This window comes from Pulveribacter suum (assembly GCF_003013695.1).
Lineage (GTDB): Bacteria > Pseudomonadota > Gammaproteobacteria > Burkholderiales > Burkholderiaceae_C > Melaminivora > Melaminivora suum.
In genome coordinates this window covers 2,707,786-2,722,697 of record NZ_CP027792.1, presented here as the reverse complement: position 1 = coordinate 2,722,697, position 14,912 = coordinate 2,707,786, and the positions used below count along the sequence as shown (strand labels likewise).

Below are 14,912 nucleotides of genomic sequence, written 5' to 3'. Positions count from 1 at the left end.
CACCTGCAGGAGCCATCCCGAGATGAACCCCACCCCCGCCAGCACCCCCGCCCACCGCACCGAGCGCGACACCTTCGGCCCCATCGAGGTGCCCGCCCACCGGCTGTGGGGCGCGCAGACGCAGCGTTCGCTGCAGAATTTCGACATCTCCGGCGAGCGCCAGCCGCACGAGATCATCCGCGCGCTGGCGCAGGTCAAGCGGGCCTCGGCCAAGGTCAACCATGCCCTCGGACTGCTGCCAGCGGACAAGACCCGCGCCATCGTCGCCGCCGCCGACGAGGTGCTCGACGGCCGGCACGACGACGAATTCCCCCTGGTGGTCTGGCAGACCGGCTCGGGCACGCAGACCAACATGAACGTCAACGAGGTGCTGGCCAACCGCGCCAGCGAGCTGATGGGGGGCGAGCGCGGCGAGGGCCGGCTGGTGCATCCCAACGATGAGGTGAACAAGAGCCAGTCGAGCAACGACGTCTTTCCCACCGCCATGCACGTGGCGGCGGTGCAGGCCATGGTGCACCGGCTGTTGCCGGCCCTTGAAGAGCTGCGCGGCACGCTGCAGGGCAAGGCCGAGGCCTTCGACGACATCGTGAAGATCGGCCGCACGCACCTGCAGGATGCAACGCCTTTGACGCTGGGCCAGGAGATCTCCGGCTGGGTGGCGCAGCTCGCGCATGGCGAGCGGCACGTGCGCAACGCGCTGCCCCACCTGTGCGAGCTGGCCCTGGGCGGCACGGCCGTGGGCACGGGGCTGAACGCGCCGGCCGGCTACGCCGTGCAGGTGGCCGAGGAACTGGCCGAGTTCACCGGGCAGCCCTTCGTCACCGCGCCCAACAAGTTTGAGGCGCTGGCCAGCTGCGACGCGCTGGTGGCCGCGCACGGCGCCTTGAAGACCCTGGCCGCCAGCCTGATGAAGATTGCCAACGATGTGCGCTGGCTGGCCAGCGGCCCGCGCAGCGGCATCGGCGAGATCACCATCCCCGAGAACGAGCCCGGCTCGTCCATCATGCCGGGCAAGGTCAACCCGACGCAGTGCGAAGCCGTGACCATGCTGTGCGCCCAGGTGATGGGCAACGACGTGGCCATCAACTTCGGCGGCGCCAGCGGCAACTTCGAGCTGAACGTGTTTCGCCCCATGGTGGCGCACAACTTTCTGCAGAGCGTGCGCCTGCTGGCCGACGGCATGGTCAGCTTCAACGAGCACTGCGCCTTGGGCATCGAGCCGCAGCGCCAGCGCATTGAAGAACTGGTCGAGCGCTCGCTGATGCTGGTGACGGCGCTCAACACCCACATCGGCTACGACAAGGCCGCCGAGATCGCCAAGCGGGCGCACAAGGACGGCAGCAGCCTGCGCGAGGCGGCGCTGGCCTCGGGCCACGTGACGGGCGAGCAGTTCGACGCCTGGGTGGTGCCGGGCAAGATGGTGGGGCGTTGAGGGCTTTAACAGCCAAATCGGCCTCAAGCGCCCGCCAGTCAAGCGCTGGCAGCTATCAACTGTGAAGCAACGCCGCAGCTGCCCGCTGCGGTTGCGTCAGGCAGGCGCAGCAGCAGCGGCCGTGCGGGCGCGGGCCGGCGGCGGGGCAGCCGCCGTGCGGGCGACCGGGGCGGCCGGCTTGCCACGCCGGCTCGCCCTGGCGGCCAGCTGCTTGCCCGCGCCGGCGGGGCGCTTGGCAAGTGCAGCGGCGCCCGGGCGCTTGCGCGGCGCGTCCTTTGTCTGGGCGCGCGGCGCACGCGGCGGGTGGCGCAAAAAGGCCAGCAGCCGCCGCTCGGCCGCGCTCAAGCCCCGGGGGCTGGCGCCTGTGCGGCCCAGGCGCTGCCACACACGCTGCAGGCCGGGGCCAGCGTCGGACGCCAGGCTTTCGCCCAGCGCCAGCACGGCCGGGTGCACATAGGACTTGCGGCACACGGCAGGCGTGTTGCCCAGCTGGCGCGCCACCTCCACCAGGATCTGCCGCGCCACGCCGCGCGCGGGCGGCGCGTCCTCGCCCTGCGCACGTGAGCAGGCCACACGCGTGAGCTCCAGCGCCTGCACCGTGCCGTGCCAGGTGCGAAAGTCCTTGGCCGTGAAGTGCCCGGCCTCGCCGGTCATCTGCGCCAGGTAGGCGTTCACGTCGCTGGAGCCCACGCTGCGCAGCTCGCCATCGTCCTCCTGCCACTGGAACAGCTCCTGGCCCGGCAGCTGCTGGCAGCGACGCACCACGCGGGCCACGCGCGGGTCTTCAAGCTCGGCTTGTTGCTGCACGCCGCTCTTGCCGCGAAAGCGCAGTGTGGTGCTGGCCCCGCGCACGGCGGCGTGGCGCGTGCGCAGCGTGGTCAGGCCATACGAGCCGTTGGCCACGGCATATTCCTCGTTGCCCACGCGCACGAAGGTCGTGTCCAGCAGCCGCACGATGGCCGCCAGCACGCACTGGCGCGACAGGGTCTTCTTGCCGCACGACTGCAGGTCGCGCGCCACCTGGCGGCGGATGCGCGGCAGCGCCTGGCCGAAGGCGCGCATGCGCTCGAACTTGGAGCCGTCGCGCACGCGGCGCCAGTCGGGGTGGTAGCGGTATTGCAGCCGCCCGCGCGCGTCGCGCCCGGTGGCCTGCAGGTGGCCCTCGGGCCGGGGGCAGATCCACACGTCGGTGTAGGCCGGCGGAATGGCCAGGCGGCGGATGTGCGCCAAGTGTTCTTCGTCTTGCAGCCAGTCGCCGGCGGGCGTGCGGTAGCGGAAGGTGTCGCCCTGGCGCACCCGGGTAATGCCGGGCACGCTGCGGTCCACGTACACCAGCCCGGCGGGCAGGCGAGGGGGCTTGGCAGGGGCGGTTGCGGTGGAGGAGGCCATGGGCGCCATCACACCGCCGGGGCAGGGCGCGCGCTGTCGGCGCCTGCCGCTGTGCGCCGTGGGAGCGGCGCGACAGGCGCGGCCGCGCGTCGTACCATGGGCAGCTTCTTCCCTGCGTTGTTCACCCTGCTGCCCGTGTTCCTTGCCAACACCGCCATCATCCTCGCCACCGTCGCTGCCATGGAGGGCATTGCCTGGCTGGCGCACAAGCACGTCATGCACGGCTTCGGCTGGGGCTGGCACGCATCGCACCACGCACCGCGCAGCGGCTGGTTCGAGGCCAACGACCTGTACGCGCTGGTGTTCGCGGCGCTCGCCATCGTGATGATCGCGCTGGGCACCTCCGGGCGCTGGCCGCTGCAGTGGATCGGCGCGGGGATGACGCTGTACGGCGCGCTGTACTTCGTGGCGCACGACGGGCTGGTGCACCAGCGCTGGCCGTGGCGCCACGTGCCGCGCAGCGGCTATCTCAAGCGCCTGTACCAGGCCCACCGCCTGCACCACGCGGTGCAGGGGCGCGAGGGTTGCGTGTCCTTCGGCTTTCTGTGGGCACCATCGCCCACGCGGCTGCGTGCCCAGCTGCAGGCCGCCCAGGCGCGCCGCCGCAATAGGCCGCCCACCGGCGGCAACGCACCACCGGCTTAAGCCGCGGGCCTGCGCCAGGATGACAGCGGCGCGCTCGTGCGGGGCAGCCAGGTGCGCGACAGCAGCGCCAGCGCCCCGCCGCGGGCGATCAGCAGCAGCTTGTCGGCGCGCGTGGTGGCCACGCGCGTGTCCCACGCCGCGGGGCCGAGCGCATCGACGCGGCGGCCGATCTCGCGGTACACGCCCCGCGCCGTGGCGATCGACCAGGCCGAGCGCAGCGGCAGCGCCCCGATGCCGGTCAGCGACGAGCGGTAGTACGGCTCAGCCAGCGCCACCAGGCGCGCCGCCACGGTGGCCAGCGCGGCGCGGTGCGCGGGCGCCAGCAAGGCCTGTGGGGCCCCTGCGGGCAGGCCGGCGTCGCGCAGCCACTGTGCGGGCAGGTACACGCGGCCAGCGCGCGCGTCGTCGACGATGTCGCGGGCGATGTTGGTGAGCTGGAAGGCCACGCCCAGGTCGCAGGCGCGGTCCAGCACTTGGGGCGGCACCTGCGCCTGCGCGCCCCGCGTGCCCATCACCAGCGCCATCATCACCCCCACCACGCCGGCCACGCGCCAGGCATAGTGCAGCGTGTCCTCGATGCGCTCGTAGCGGGTGCCGGGCTCCACGTCCATGGCGAACCCGGCCAGGTGTTCCTCCAGCAGGTACAGCGGAATGCCGTGGTGGCGCACCACCTGCTGCAGGCCGGCGAAGGCCGGATGCTCCATCGGCTCACCGGCGCAGGCGCGGCGCGTGAGGTCGCGCAGCGCGGCGATGCGGTCCATGCCCGCGCAGCCGTCTTCCTGCAGCGCACGCCGCCCATGGCCCAGCTCCTGGCCGTCGATCACGTCGTCGCAGTGCCGGCACCAGGCGTACAGCAGCACCGTGCCGGCGCGGGTCTCAGGGTCGAGCAGGCGCGCCGCGGCAGCAAAGCTCTGCGAGCCCTGGCGGATGGCCTCGGTGGCGTGCCGGTGCAGCGCGTCGGTCATGCTGCTGTCTCCGGGGGCTGCAGCATCAGCCGCGCCGTGGCCTTGGCCGAGCCGACCACCCCGGGCACTCCCGCGCCGGGGTGGGTGCCGGCGCCGGCAAAGTACAGGTTGGCGATCTGGCGGTCGCGGTTGTGCGTGCGAAACCAGGCGCTTTGCGTGAGCAGCGGCTCCAGCGAGAAGGCCGAGCCCAGGTGCGCGCCCAGCTCGTCGCGAAAATCCTCGGGCGTGAAGATGCGGCTGGTGACCAGGTCGGCGCGCAGGCCGGGGATGTAGCGCTCCTCCAGATACTGCAGGATGCGGTCGCGAAAGCGCGGCCCCTCCACCGTCCAGTCGATGGGCGCCTGGCCCAGGTGCGGCACCGGCGCCAGCACGTAGTGACTGGAGCAGCCGGGCGGGGCCATCGACGGGTCGGTGGCGCAGGGGGCGTGCAGGTACAGCGAAAAGTCCTCGGCCAGCGCGTTGCCGTGGAAGATGTCCTGGATCAGCTCGCGGTAGCGCGGCCCGAAGCACACGGTGTGGTGGCGCAGCTGCGGCTGCGGGCGCTTCAGGCCGAAGTGCACCACGAACAGCGACATGGAAAAGCGCCGGCGCCTGAGCTGCGCCGCCGCCTGCCGGCCGCGCTGCGCGTGGCCCAGCAGCCGCTCGTAGGTATGCACCACGTCGGCGTTGGAGGCCACCTGCTCGGCGGCGATGCGCTCGCCATCCTGCAGCACTACGCCGGTGGCGCGGCTGCCTGCCAGCTCGATGCGCGCCACCGGCGCGTTCAGGCGCAGCGTGCCGCCCAGGTCCTGGAACAGCCGCACCAGTGCCTGCACCAGCGCGCCCGTGCCGCCGCGCGGGAACCACACCCCCCATTCACGCTCCAGCGCGTGGATCAAAGCGTAGATGGACGAGGTGGCAAACGGGTTGCCACCCACCAGCAGCGAGTGGAAGGAAAACACCTGGCGCAGATGCTCGTCCCGGATGAACCTGGACACCATCGAATACACGCTGCGCCAGGCCTGCAGCCGCGCCAGTTGCGGCGCGACCTGCACCATGCTGCGAAACGACAGGAACGGCACCGTGCCCAGCTTCAGGTAACCCTCCTCGAACACCGCGCGCGAATACGCGAGGAAGCGCCGGTAGCCCTCGACATCCGCGGGCGAGCGCGCGGCGATCTGCGCGTCCAGCGCGGCCTGGTCGTTGGCATAGTCGAAGTGGCTGCCGTCCTCCCAGCACAGGCGGTAGAACGGCGCCACCGGCAGCAGCTCGACATAGTCGGCCATGCGGCGGCCCGACAGGGCGAAGAGCTCCTCCAGCGCCGAGGGGTCGGTGATGACGGTGGGGCCGGCGTCGAAGGTGAAGCCCTGGTCGTGGTAGACGTAGGCGCGGCCGCCCGGCTTGTCGCGCGCCTCGAGCAGCGTGGTGGCAACGCCGGCCGACTGCAGCCGGATGGCCAGCGCCAGGCCGCCGAATCCCGCGCCGATGACGACGGCGCGCCGGGCAGGGGTGGGCATTGCGGTCATGGCTGCCTCCCGCCTGGCGCCACCGCGCCGATGCGCGCATGGCCGGCCCACACCGCGCGGGCCGCGGCCAGCAGCGGCACGGGCGGGCGGCCACTGACCAGCCGCAGCCGGTCGGGCCACGACAGCCGGGCAGCGTAGAAGCGGGCGATGAGCGGCGCAGGCAGGCCGTAGAAGCGCTGCATCACGCGCCAGCGCTCGGCCGGCTCGGCGGCCAGGAACAGCATGCGGTTGAGCATTCGGAAAAATCCCCTTTCCTGCCACGCGCCCAGCACGTGCGCACGCACGGCCGCCTGTACGCGGGCGTGCGAAAAGTCATGGAGCGCGGCGATGCGGCCGGCCAGTCGCACGGCATCGGGCAGCGAGTAGCCAGTAGTGGGATGGAACAGTCCCGCGGCCAGGCCGACCGGCACGGCGCCGCCTGCGCATTCGCGCCACAGCGCCTGGGCGTCGCCCGCCAGCACGATGGGCAGCACGCCACGCTCCTCGCGCAACACCTGCCCGATGCGCCAGCCCTGGCGCGCCGCGTAGTCGTGGATGCGCTGGCGCAACGCGCCATCGTCCAGCGCGGCGCCGTCGGCGTAGTAGGTGTCTTCGATCAGCAGGCGGTCGGCGGCCAGGGGCAGCACGTAGACGAAACGGTAGGCTCCGTGCTGGGCCACGGTCGCGTCCATGAGCACCGGCTCGGACAGGCCGTGCGGCGCGGTGGTGCGCACCTCCAGCCCCAGGAACTTCTGAAAACCCAGCGACAGGTGCGGGCTGCTGCGCACGCCACGCCCGTCCAGCACGCAGCGCGCATGCAGGACGCGGCCGTCGGCCAGCGTCACCTGGCGTGCCTGCACCTCGGCGACCGGAGCACGGCAGTGCAGGCGCTCGCCCAGCCGTTCGCGCAGCACGGCGGCGAAGCGCTCGGATGTGAGCGACGCATACCCACCCCCCAGGCGGCGCGTGCGCGCCGGAAAGCGCACGGTGTAGCCCGGCCAGTGGTGGGCAATGCAAGGGGCCAGCGTGGTGCGTTCCTGCGGTGTCAGGTCGCTGTCGTGGAACGACCAGGTGTGGTTGCCGCCCGGCGCTTCGCCAGCCTCCAGCACGGCCAGCCGCAGATGCGGCTGCCGGGCGGCCAGCTGCAGGGCGATCAGGCCGTTGGCCAGGCCCGCGCCCACCAGCACCACATCGAAGGGCGCATCGGCGGTGTGCGAGCTCTTGGTCATGGAACGGGCAGCGCCATGCGGGCGCGCGCCGGGCCGGCAGGCGTGCGAGGCTGCTGCACAGTAGGGTGTTGCAGGCACGGCGCGGCAGCCACCGCTGCCTCGACCAGGTCCGCCGCCCGCGGCGCGCCCCCTGCAGAGCGCACCTGGGGCGAGAGCGCTTGAGCGGCAGCGCGAAAACCGGGTTCGTGCAGCAGCCGCGCCAGCGCCCGGCGCAGCAGCGCGGTGGTGGCGAGCGCGGGCAGCACCCGCAGCCCGGCACCCGCGTGCACCACGCGCGCGGCGCAGCCCGGCTGGTCAAAGGCGATCGGCAGCACCAGCATCGGCGTGCCTGCGGCCAGCGCATCCATCACGGTGTTCAGGCCGCCATGGGTGACGACCACGTCGGCCAGGGCCACCGCCGCCTCCTGCGGCGCAAAGCCGGTGACCCAGGTGGCGCCGGCCTGGCGCAGGGTGGCGGCCTGGGGCGCCGTCAGCGCATCGCAGTGCGCTACCAGCAGCTGCACGCCGAGCGCGCGGCAGGCGCGGGCGATGCGCTGGAACAGCGCCAGGCGCCCCCCCTGCAGCGTGCCGAGCGAGGCGAAGACGAAGGGCCTGTCGTGCGACAGACCCGGTGCATGGGCCGCGAGCGCCGCGGCGTGCGGGTTTTCCCCTGCGCGCGCTGGCGCGGGAGGCGGGCGCAGTGGGCCGACATGGTGCAGCGGCGGGGGCGTCGCGCGGCGCGGGAAGTCGAAAGCCTGCACGGTCTGCGACAGCTGCAGCAGGGGCGACAGGCACTGGTCGATGCGCTCGCGCGGGGCCAGGCCGAAAGCCTGTGCCCAGCGCGCGATGACACGGGCGTGCGCGTGCATCAGCCGGTCATACACGCGCGCGCTGCCCTGGTTCATGTGCAGCGCCCACTCGCTGCAGGCGTGGGGCCAGTGCATGACCGGCAGCGGCAGCTCGGCTTCGCGGTTCACGGGGAGGGCGCACGCCACCGACACGCACGGCAGGCCCAGGTGCTCGGCAATGAGACCCCCTGCGGCCTCCATCTGGTCGGCCAGCACGGCCTGCACGCCCAGGCGCGCCAGCAGGACCGGGGCCTCGCGGCACAGCATGTCGGTGGTGGCCGCCATGTCCCCGATCACACGCTGGAGACCCCGCAGGCCGCCCGGCCGCGCAGCACGGGCCACCATGCCGGCCAGGCTGCCTGGCGGATGGGTGGATGAGCCGACGGCATGGAATTCGATCCCGGGGTTGCGCAGCAGGCGGGCCACGTCGCCCTGGTGCACCCAGCTCACGCGGTGGCCGCGCGCGATCAGCTCGCCCGCCAGCGCTTCGAGCGCGCGCACGTGGCTGGTGAAGGCGGGGGCGAGGACGGCGAAATGGACCATGGAACGAACGTGTGCCAGCCATTCTGACCCATCCGCCTGGCGCAGGTGTGCGCTCTTGCATGCCCTTTCGGCGCCTGTGGCGCAGCCACCAGCTCGCCCGTGGCGCTGCCGAGGTCGGCTATAAATCGCGGGATGCGGTCTTCCCCCCTCTCGCCACCGGTGCCTGGCACTGCCTCGGTCCCGGTGCCCCCCGCGTCCGCGCTGCACGGCCTTCCTGCGCAGGAGGTGGGCACAGAGGGTTTGCAGGCGCACCTGGCGCAGCTGCGCGTGCAGCTGGATGCGCGCCTCGCGTCGCTCCTGCCCGGAGCCGGCGCTGCTGCGGAGGACCCGGTTGGTGCGGCCATGCGCTACGGCGCGCTGGCACCGGGCAAGCGGGTGCGTCCGCTGCTGCTGCTGCTGGCCTGCGAGGACCTGGGCGGTGCCAGCGCCGATGCTCTCGACCTGGCATGCGCCCTGGAACTGGTGCACGCCGCCTCGCTGCTGGTCGACGACCTGCCGTGCATGGACAATGCCACGCTGCGCCGCGGCCAGCCCACGGTCCATGTCCGGTTCGGGCAGGACGTGGCCATCCTGGCGGCCATCGGCCTGCTCGGCCTGGCGTTCCGGACGGCGGCGGCCGCGGTGCCCCTGCCGCCCGACGTGCGCGCGTCGTGCGTGGCGCTGCTGGCCGATGCGGTCGGCACCTCCGGCCTGGTGCAGGGCCAGTACCGTGACCTGCATGGGGCGCGCCACCCGGACTGCACCGCCGCGATCGCGCAGACCAACCACCTCAAGACGGGAGCGCTGTTCGCCGCAGCGCTGGCACTGGCGGCGCTGGTGTGCCGCGTGGAGCCGCGGGTGGGCCAGGGGCTGCAGGCCTTTGCCGTTGAGCTAGGACAGGCGTTCCAGCTCAGCGACGACCTGGGCGACATGACCGCGAGCGCGGCCGAACTGGGCAAGGACGTGGGCCGCGACGCGGCACGGCCCACCTTGCCGGCGCTGCTGGGCGTGTCCGCGGCCCAGGACTGCATCCGGATGCACTGGGATCGCGGCCGCAGCCAGCTCGACGATGCCCTGGGCCCGGCATCGCGGCTGGTGCAGTTCGCCCGCCTGCTGTTGCCGGGCGCGGCAGCCGCGGCCGGGCGCTGAGCGCGCCGCCGGGCGTCAGCGCGGGGCCGCGGCCCGCGCCTGTTCGAGCCAGCTGTCGAAGGTCTTCTGGTGGGCGCGGATCCACGCGTCGGCGTGGCGTTCGATGTCCGCGGCGCTCTTCTCGCCCTGGTGGATCAGGCGGTTTTGCGCGCTGATGTCTGTCAGCGGGACCTGCATGACCTCGAACAGCTTGCCCGCGGCCGGGTTCTTCGCCACCCATGCCTTGTTGGCCACGATGTACTCGTTGTTCAGCGGGAAGCCGTAGTTCTTGCCATTGGCCAGCTTGGTATCGGTGCCGGCCTGCACGCCGGGCATGGCGGAGTAGGGCACCTGCAGCCAGACCACGTCCTGGCCGGTCTTGAGCACGTTGCCCAGCCAGTGGGGCGTCCAGGCGTAAAACAGCACCGGCTTGCCGGCCTCGAAGCGCGCCAGGGTCTCCGAGATCAGCGCGGTGTAGTTGCCCTGCACGTAGTTGACGGTGGAACGCAGGCCATAGGTGTCCAGGTGGTGCTCCACCACCGCCTCGCCGCCCCAGCCGGCGTTGGGGCCCACCAGGTCCGCCTTGCCGTCGCCGCTCATGTCGAAGAGCTGGGCGAGCTTGGGGTCCTTGAGCTGGTCGATGTGCGTGATGCCGTATTGCTCGGCCGTCTTCTTGTCGATCATGTAGCCCTGCGCAGCGCCGGCGGAGTACACGCCCTTGCGCGAGAGCTTGGCATCGCCGCCGGCGGCCTTGTAGAACTCGGAGTGGTGCGGGTTCCAGTGGTTGGCGATCAGCGTCGCGTCGCCGCTGGCCACGGCCATGTGGGCCAGGGGGTAGTCCACCTCCTTGTAGGGCGGTACGTCATAGCCCAGCTGCTGCAGGGCCTTCATGACCAGCACGGTCTGGAAGGATTCTTCGGCCAGCGAGCTTTTCAGCACAGTGACGCGCACGCCCTTGCCGGGCTGGGCGGTGCCGGCGCTGGCCGGGCCGGCGACTGCGGCCAGGCAGAAGGCCGCCAGGGCTGCGGCCTGGCGCAGCAGGGTGGCGGGGCGGGAGGGAAGGGAGGGGAAGAATTTTTGCTGGAGAGTCTGCATGGATCTTTCTGGTGAGGGCGCGTGCATATCAAATTTGATAACACGCGCCGCTTGTCTGATGCGGGGTTGGGGCTTCCTTCCCCGGCAAGGGAAAGGGCCGGGGGCTGCCGGTCTTACTTGGCGGCGGCGCGCGCCTGCTCCAGCCAGCCGTCGAAGGTCTTCTGGTGGGCCTTGATCCAGCCGTCCACGTGGCGCTCGATGTCGGCCGGCTTGTTCTGGCCCTGGCTCATCATGTGGTTCTGCGCGTTGATGTCGGCCACGGGCAGCTGCATGACTTCAAACAGCCTGGCGGCAGCCGGGTTGGCGTCCGCCCAGGCCTTGCCCGCCAGGATGTGCTGGTTGTTCACCACGAAGCCGTAGTTCTTGCCGTTGGGCAGCTTGGTGTCCAGGCCCTTTTGCTCGCCGGGCAGCGAGGAAAACGGCACCTCCAGCCACACGACATCCTTGCCGGGCTTGAGCTCGTTGCTCACCCAGTAGGGCGTCCAGGTGTAGTACAGCACCGGCTTGCCGGCCTTGAAGCGGGTGATGGTGTCGGCGATCAGGGCCGAGTACGAGCCCTGGTTGTGCGTCACCGTGCCGCGCAGGCCGTAGGCGTCCAGCTGGTGCTCGATCACCGCCTCGCAGCCCCAGCCGGGGTTGCAGCCCGTGAGATCCGCCTTGCCGTCGCTGTTGGTGTCGAACAGCTTGGCGATCTCGGGTTGCTTCAGCTGCGCGATGTTGGTGATCTGGTGCTGGTCGGCCGTCTTCTTGTCGATCAGGTAGCCCTGCGCGGCGTTGCCCGAATACACGCCCTTGCGCGTGAGCTTGGCGTCGCCACCGGCGTTCTTGTAGTAGTCCGAGTGCAGCGGGTTCCAGTGGTCGGCCAGGAAGGTGGCGTCGCCATTGGCAACGGCAATGTGGGCCGTGGGGTACTCCACTTCCTTGATGGGCTTGACGTCGTAGCCGAGCTGCTCCAGCGCGCGCATGACCAGCAGCGTCTGGAAGGTTTCCTCGGCGATCGAGCTCTTGAGCGGCTGCACGGCAACGCCCTTGCCGGGCTGGTCGGCCGCCAGGGCGTTGCTGGCGGCACAGGCCAGGGCGAGGCTGGCCGCTACGCCGGCCAAGCCGGTGCGCAGGCGGTGGGAAGGGGGTCGGGTGGAAATCGTCATCCTTGGGTTTCCTTTCGTCGTTGGGACAGGGAGCGAGAAAGGGGCCGGGGCGCAGCCCCGGCCCAGGTCATACGGCGGGCTGGCGCCCCAGGGGCGGGCGCTGCGTGGTGGCAGTGCCGGCGGCGGGCACGTTGGCGGGGGCAGGGGCGGGCGCGGCGGCAACGGCGGCAGGCTCGTCCACTGCGGCGGCGGGGCGGCGGCGCACCAGGCGCAGGGCCAGGCCGGCCGGGCCGGTATGCCACCAGCGCTGGCCGCCGCGGGCGGGCTCGCCCATGGCCTGGGTCAGGCGGTCCAGCACGATGGCCAGCAGCACGATGCCCAGGCCGCCCACGGTGGCCAGGCCCATGTCCAGCCGGCCGATGCCGCGCAGCACCATCTGGCCCAGGCCGCCCACGGCGATCATGGAGGCGATGACCACCATCGACAGGCTCAGCATCAGCGCCTGGTTCACGCCGGCCATGATGGACGGCATGGCCAGCGGCAGCTGCACCTTCCACAAAAGCTGCCAGGGCGAGGCGCCGTAGGCACGGCTGGCCTCGATCAGGTCGGGCCGCACCTGGCGGATGCCCAGGTTGGTGAGGCGAATCAAGGGCGGCAGCGCGAAGACGATGGTCACGATCACGCCCGGCACGTTGCCGATGCCGAACAGCATCACCACCGGCACCAGGTACACGAAGGCCGGCGTGGTCTGCATGGCGTCCAGCAGCGGGCGCGTCCAGCGCTGGGCACGGTCGCTGGCGGCCAGCAGCACGCCCGCGGGCAGGCCCAGCAGCACGCAGAACAAGAGCGAGGTGAGCACCAGCGCCAGGGTCACCATGGCGTCCGGCCAGATGCCCAGGAGCGCCACCAGCACCAGCGACACGGCCGTGCCGATGGCCAGCGCCCGGCCGGCGAACTGCCAGGCCAGCAGCGCGGCCAGCACGATCGCCAAAGGCACGGGCACGGCCAGCAGCGCGTCGGTCACGCCGGTCAGCGTGGCGTCAATCGGCGCGCGCACGGCCTGGAAGAACGGGCGGAAGTTCTCCACCACCCAGTGCAGGCCGTCGTTGATCCAGCCCTGGAGGGGCAGGCCGTCCGTCTGCAGCTGGTGCCACAGCGCCATCAGGCCCGTGTCGCCCGTGGCGTCGGGGGCCGGGGCGGATGCAGCGCCCAGCCAGTCGGCATCGGCAGCGGGGTCGGCCGCGGCATCGGCACCGCCCCAGGGGTCGCCGGCCGGGGCGGCCGCGCTGCTGGGGGCGCTGTCGCTCCAGGGGTCGGCCGCGGCGCTGGTGGCAGGGGCGCTCCAAGGGTCGGCGGCCTCGGTGGGGGCGGCGGGCGCCGCATCGCTCCAGGGGTTGCTGGTCTCGTCGAGGGCGGACGGGGCGGTCATCGGGTTGTCCTGCATGGTGTCGTTGCCTCCTTGTCGTGTCATTGCAGCGGCGCCACAGGGTTGGCGGCCTGCGGGTAGTGGGGGTTGAGCTGCAGGGGAGCGCTTTCTTCTTGCGGCGGCGGCACGGGCGGGGTGTCGCGGTCCAGAAAGCGCATCACGCCGGTGCGGCTGACCACGCCCAGGTAGGTGCCGGACTCGGAGACCACCGGCAGCGGGCAGGGCGCCGTGGACATGGGACCGAACAGCTCGGCCACCGGCGTATCGGCGCTCACCGGCTGGGCGTTTGTCAGGAAGGCGTGGCGCAGCCCCAGCGGGCCGTGGTGGCCGTGCAGCGCGTCCCGCAGCGACTGCGACGACACCACGCCCAGCAGGCGCTGGTCGCTGGCGAGCACGTAGGCGTACTCGCGGTCCGAATCCTCCAGGATGCGCAGCGCCGCGCGGCAGCCCCGGTCGCCCTGCGCCGAGACCACGGTGAGCGCCTGGCGGGCGATGTCGCCGGCCTTGAAGACGGCGGCGGCGTCCACCCCGCGCACGAAGCTGCGCACGTAGTCATCGGCCGGGCAGCGCAGGATCTCGTCAGGCGTGCCCACCTGTACCACCTGGCCGTCTTTCATGATGGCGATGCGGTCACCGATGCGCATGGCCTCGTCCAGGTCGTGCGAGATGAAGACAATGGTGCGGCGTTTCGATTCCTGCAGGCGCAGCAGCTCGGACTGCATCTCCGTGCGGATGATCGGGTCCAGTGCCGAGAAGGCCTCGTCCATCAGCAGGATGGACGGGTCGGAGGCCAGCGCCCGCGCCAGGCCTACGCGCTGTTGCATGCCGCCCGACAGCTCGTCGGGGTAGCTGGCGCCCCAGCCGGCCAGCCCTACCTGGGCCAGTGCCTGCTCGGCTGCCTGCTCGCGCTCCTGGCGGCCTACGCCGGCCAGCTCCAGCCCGAAGGCGGTGTTTTGCAGCACCGTGTGGTGCGGCATGAGGGCAAACGATTGGAACACCATGGAGATGTCCTTGCGGCGCAGGGCGCGCAGCTCGCGCTCGCTCAAAAGCCCGATGTCCTGGCCCTCGACCAGGATGCGGCCGCTGGTGGGCGTGATCAGACGGTTGAGCATGCGCACCAACGTGGACTTGCCCGAGCCGGACAGGCCCATGACGACGAAGATCTCGCCGGGCTCGATGGTGAAGCTGGCGTCGAACACGCCGATGGAGTTGCCTGTGCGCGCCAGGATGTCCTGCTTGGACAGGCCCTGCTGCACGAGCTCGAGCGCGCGCTGCGGCGCCTCGCCGAAGACCTTGAAGACGTGGTCGATGATGATCTGTTTGGCCATTTTTGCGGCTTCCTCCCTCGCTTGGACACTGCTGTGAAGGGCCCGGCGCGCACGGCGGCGCGCAGGGCATGAAGGCCGAAGCAAGGGCAGGGCAAACCTGCAAAACCCCGATGCGCTGGCGCCGCCCGGGCGGCACGCGCCCGCAACAAGGCAGCGTGCGGCAGGCATTGCCGGCAGGGCGGACACGGGAAAGACCACCTGTGACCTGGGCGGCCCGAATGGCACGGCAAGGGTGCGCAAGGGCCGGGATCGGCGCGGGCAGGCAGCAAAGGGCGCAAAAAAGCACCTGCCTGACGCCACGGGTGCCACGCCGCCCGCTGGGAAGCGGCCAGGCACCGAAAAAAATGCATCAGG

General features: G+C 71.7%; 12 protein-coding genes. 3 read left to right on the top strand and 9 right to left on the bottom strand.

The window, feature by feature from the left end; genetic code table 11:
• Positions 1-22 precede the first annotated feature (22 nt).
• On the top strand, positions 23-1,432 hold the full coding sequence (gene fumC / locus C7H73_RS12440; protein WP_106846939.1) for a class II fumarate hydratase: 1,410 nt from the start codon (positions 23-25) through the stop codon (positions 1,430-1,432).
• A gap of 96 nt (positions 1,433-1,528) precedes the next feature.
• Here the strand turns inward: fumC and C7H73_RS12435 are convergent, their stop codons facing one another.
• The gene (locus C7H73_RS12435; RefSeq protein ID WP_106847661.1) at positions 1,529-2,821 is read right to left on the bottom strand and encodes a DNA topoisomerase IB; all 1,293 of its coding nucleotides are present in this window, start codon (positions 2,819-2,821) and stop codon (positions 1,529-1,531) included.
• A gap of 96 nt (positions 2,822-2,917) precedes the next feature.
• Between C7H73_RS12435 and C7H73_RS12430 the strand changes: the two genes are divergently transcribed.
• Entirely contained in the window at positions 2,918-3,466 is a 549-nt protein-coding gene (locus tag C7H73_RS12430; RefSeq protein WP_106846938.1) for a sterol desaturase family protein, read from the top strand.
• On the opposite strand, the gene C7H73_RS12425 is transcribed toward C7H73_RS12430, so the two are convergent.
• From C7H73_RS12425 to C7H73_RS12410, 4 genes are read right to left on the bottom strand one after another with little or no spacing between them, the layout of a single operon-like run.
• Positions 3,463-4,431, bottom strand: coding sequence for a phytoene/squalene synthase family protein (locus C7H73_RS12425; RefSeq protein WP_106846937.1), 969 nt, complete (start codon positions 4,429-4,431; stop codon positions 3,463-3,465). The two genes, C7H73_RS12430 and C7H73_RS12425, sit on opposite strands and share 4 nt — an antisense overlap.
• Positions 4,428-5,936 carry a phytoene desaturase gene (locus tag C7H73_RS12420; RefSeq protein WP_227001343.1) on the bottom strand — a complete coding sequence of 503 codons (1,509 nt, stop codon included), beginning with the start codon at positions 5,934-5,936 and terminating at the stop codon, positions 4,428-4,430. The genes C7H73_RS12425 and C7H73_RS12420 overlap by 4 nt, the downstream gene beginning before the upstream one ends.
• Positions 5,933-7,144, bottom strand: a complete 1,212-nt coding sequence (crtY, locus tag C7H73_RS12415) for a lycopene beta-cyclase CrtY (protein ID WP_106846935.1) — start codon at positions 7,142-7,144, stop codon at positions 5,933-5,935. The genes C7H73_RS12420 and crtY overlap by 4 nt, the downstream gene beginning before the upstream one ends.
• A complete protein-coding gene (locus tag C7H73_RS12410) occupies positions 7,141-8,514 on the bottom strand; it encodes a glycosyltransferase (RefSeq protein ID WP_106846934.1) in 1,374 nt (457 codons plus the stop codon). The genes crtY and C7H73_RS12410 overlap by 4 nt, the downstream gene beginning before the upstream one ends.
• Positions 8,515-8,697: 183 nt before the next feature.
• Between C7H73_RS12410 and C7H73_RS12405 the strand changes: the two genes are divergently transcribed.
• Positions 8,698-9,642: a polyprenyl synthetase family protein gene (locus C7H73_RS12405; protein ID WP_157948352.1), complete on the top strand. Its 945-nt coding sequence runs from the start codon at positions 8,698-8,700 to the stop codon at positions 9,640-9,642.
• 15 nt (positions 9,643-9,657) lie between these two features.
• On the opposite strand, the gene proX (C7H73_RS12400) is transcribed toward C7H73_RS12405, so the two are convergent.
• The 4 genes from proX (C7H73_RS12400) to proV all read right to left on the bottom strand — a co-directional run bounded on the left by proX (C7H73_RS12400) (position 9,658) and on the right by proV (position 14,558).
• Positions 9,658-10,716 carry a glycine betaine/L-proline ABC transporter substrate-binding protein ProX gene (proX, locus tag C7H73_RS12400; protein ID WP_106846932.1) on the bottom strand — a complete coding sequence of 353 codons (1,059 nt, stop codon included), beginning with the start codon at positions 10,714-10,716 and terminating at the stop codon, positions 9,658-9,660.
• A 113-nt stretch (positions 10,717-10,829) separates the two neighbouring features.
• Positions 10,830-11,864 carry a glycine betaine/L-proline ABC transporter substrate-binding protein ProX gene (proX, locus tag C7H73_RS12395; RefSeq protein ID WP_106846931.1) on the bottom strand — a complete coding sequence of 345 codons (1,035 nt, stop codon included), beginning with the start codon at positions 11,862-11,864 and terminating at the stop codon, positions 10,830-10,832.
• Positions 11,865-11,931: 67 nt separating this feature from the next.
• Complete coding sequence (gene proW, locus C7H73_RS12390; protein WP_106846930.1) at positions 11,932-13,248, bottom strand: glycine betaine/L-proline ABC transporter permease ProW; 1,317 nt, start codon at positions 13,246-13,248, stop codon at positions 11,932-11,934.
• A 23-nt stretch (positions 13,249-13,271) separates the two neighbouring features.
• On the bottom strand, positions 13,272-14,558 hold the full coding sequence (gene proV, locus C7H73_RS12385; RefSeq protein WP_106846929.1) for a glycine betaine/L-proline ABC transporter ATP-binding protein ProV: 1,287 nt from the start codon (positions 14,556-14,558) through the stop codon (positions 13,272-13,274).
• Positions 14,559-14,912 lie beyond the last annotated feature (354 nt).

What these genes read in the sequence shown, in the direction of transcription:
- fumC (WP_106846939.1), top strand. Translation starts at nt 23, where the DNA reads ATGAACCCCACCCCCGCCAGCACCCCCGCCCACCGCACCGAGCGCGAC.
- C7H73_RS12435 (WP_106847661.1), bottom strand. Translation starts at nt 2,821, where the DNA reads ATGGCCTCCTCCACCGCAACCGCCCCTGCCAAGCCCCCTCGCCTGCCC.
- C7H73_RS12430 (WP_106846938.1), top strand. Translation starts at nt 2,918, where the DNA reads ATGGGCAGCTTCTTCCCTGCGTTGTTCACCCTGCTGCCCGTGTTCCTT.
- C7H73_RS12425 (WP_106846937.1), bottom strand. Translation starts at nt 4,431, where the DNA reads ATGACCGACGCGCTGCACCGGCACGCCACCGAGGCCATCCGCCAGGGC.
- C7H73_RS12420 (WP_227001343.1), bottom strand. Translation starts at nt 5,936, where the DNA reads ATGACCGCAATGCCCACCCCTGCCCGGCGCGCCGTCGTCATCGGCGCG.
- crtY (WP_106846935.1), bottom strand. Translation starts at nt 7,144, where the DNA reads ATGACCAAGAGCTCGCACACCGCCGATGCGCCCTTCGATGTGGTGCTG.
- C7H73_RS12410 (WP_106846934.1), bottom strand. Translation starts at nt 8,514, where the DNA reads ATGGTCCATTTCGCCGTCCTCGCCCCCGCCTTCACCAGCCACGTGCGC.
- proX (WP_106846932.1), bottom strand. Translation starts at nt 10,716, where the DNA reads ATGCAGACTCTCCAGCAAAAATTCTTCCCCTCCCTTCCCTCCCGCCCC.
- proX (WP_106846931.1), bottom strand. Translation starts at nt 11,864, where the DNA reads ATGACGATTTCCACCCGACCCCCTTCCCACCGCCTGCGCACCGGCTTG.
- proW (WP_106846930.1), bottom strand. Translation starts at nt 13,248, where the DNA reads ATGCAGGACAACCCGATGACCGCCCCGTCCGCCCTCGACGAGACCAGC.
- proV (WP_106846929.1), bottom strand. Translation starts at nt 14,558, where the DNA reads ATGGCCAAACAGATCATCATCGACCACGTCTTCAAGGTCTTCGGCGAG.